This is a genomic window from Tabrizicola sp., from assembly GCF_030694085.1.
Classification (GTDB): Bacteria; Pseudomonadota; Alphaproteobacteria; order Rhodobacterales; family Rhodobacteraceae; genus Tabrizicola.
This window is the reverse complement of sequence record NZ_JAUXZE010000067.1, coordinates 1-1,716: the sequence shown is the minus strand read 5'-3', so window position 1 is coordinate 1,716 and position 1,716 is coordinate 1. Positions and strand designations below refer to the sequence as shown.

The following is a 1,716-nucleotide window of genomic DNA, read 5'->3' as shown; positions in this document are numbered from 1 at the left end:
GTAACCCCTCCGTCGACGCGGGTGCCGCGCAACTCTTCGCCGCGGTAATCCAGGGACACGGAGGCAATCTGTGTCCAATCGAAGATGGCGTCAGTGGTCCGAGGGCGAAGCGCGTGAGGTGCTCGCGCGCTTGGCAGCGTCGAGGCAAAGCGTGGCAGCGTTTGCGCGGGAAAACGGCGTGTCCGCGCACCGCATCACCTACTGGCGTGCGCGTTTGGGCGAGCCCCAAAGCGCCCAATTATTCGTCCCGGTCCGTGTGCGTGGCGGCGCAACCGTGGAGCTCGAGATCGGTCCTGTTGTGCTTCGCGTTCGTGAGGACATCAGCGCAGAGCGCATCGCCGAGATCGTCGTCGCGATCGCGCAGAGGCAGCGCGCGTGCTGAGTTTGCCCAGCAGCACGCTGGTCTTTCTCGCGCGCGATCGCGTCGATGGGCGCAAGGGACTCGACTCCCTCGTCGCGCTCATTCGATTGCAATTTGGCCGGGATCCGCTGCATGGACACCTCTTCGTTTTTCTCTCGCGACGCGCTGACCGTGCGCGCGTTTTGTTCTGGGATCGCAACGGTTATGTCCTCACGCTCAAGAGACTCGAGCGCGGAACCTTCAAGCCTTCACGCTTTGACGCGACCCACACAGAGATCGGCTACGACGAGCTCCTCGCGCTCCTCGGTGGCCTCGACATGAGCGTTGCGAGGCGTCGGCCGGCCTGGTCGCCTCGCCTGATTTCGCCAAGATAATCGCGCCTCTCCGTGGAATTTTCGTCGCGTCCCACGCGTCTATCCGAGGCGATGGCGAAGCACTCGACAACACGCGCAGAGCCCACGATCGAAGCTCCCGCGATCGACGCTCAGGACGCTTCTGCGTTGCGTGTCTTTATCGAGTCCATGATCGCATCGGGCGCGGTTGCAACGCTCGTTCACTGGCTGCTCGCGTTGATCTCGCGGCTCTGGAAGACCCAGAATGACCTGGTCGAACGCATGCGCGTGCGCAAGCGTCGCAACGGAGACAACGAGAAGTTCGCGAGGCTGCAAGTCATGCTTCCGGGCTTCGATTGGAGCGCAGCCAACGACAACGCTCCCAAGAAACCTGAGCCCAAAGACGACAAGCGACGACGCGAAAAAAACACCCGCCGCGACGAGCACGGTCGAGGCAAACTTCCTGAAAATATTCAGCGCAAAGAAGAGAAGATCTTAGTCCCAGACGGCCAGCGCGCATGCAATCGATGCGGTCTTGAGATGACGCTGAAACAGTGGATCAGGCGAGAAATTCTAGAGCGAATTCCTGCGCATTGGTTTGTGCGATTGATCCTTCGAGAGCGGCTCGCGTGCGCGTGTTGTCAGCAGCAGAGCGTCGCAGCCGAGCCCGTTGACACCGTCATCGACGGGGGATTTCTCGGGACGGACATGCTCATCGACGCGACAGTCGATCACTTCGGCAACGCCGTGCCCTTCGAGCGCATGGCGCGTGAGGCGCGATCACAAGGCGTACCGCTCTCGGCGAACACGCTTGCGCGCAACGTTCATGCGCTGATCGATCGACTGCAGCCGGTCGTGGATCACGTTTTTCATCGCTGTGTGGCGAGCCAAGTCGTCGGCTCTGATGCGACCTCGATGCGCGTGTTGGACCCTAAAATCGCACGCGGAATCCGCCACGCCACGCTCTGGAATCTTCTCGGCGACGAGCGCTGGTCCTTCTTCGGCTACGCGCCCACAGGCCAC

The 1,716-nt window shown here is 61.8% G+C and carries 3 protein-coding genes; all 3 read left to right on the top strand.

Annotated features, from left to right (window positions below; all coding sequences use genetic code 11):
* The first annotated feature begins 70 nt into the window (after positions 1-70).
* A complete protein-coding gene (locus tag Q8M85_RS15210) occupies positions 71-382 on the top strand; it encodes a hypothetical protein (protein WP_305546130.1) in 312 nt (103 codons plus the stop codon).
* Entirely contained in the window at positions 376-735 is a 360-nt protein-coding gene (gene tnpB, locus Q8M85_RS15205) for an IS66 family insertion sequence element accessory protein TnpB (protein WP_305546127.1), read from the top strand. The genes Q8M85_RS15210 and tnpB overlap by 7 nt, the downstream gene beginning before the upstream one ends.
* A gap of 51 nt (positions 736-786) precedes the next feature.
* Positions 787-1,716, top strand: a 930-nt coding sequence (locus tag Q8M85_RS15200; RefSeq protein ID WP_305546125.1) for a transposase, incomplete at its 3' end; no start/stop codon positions are given.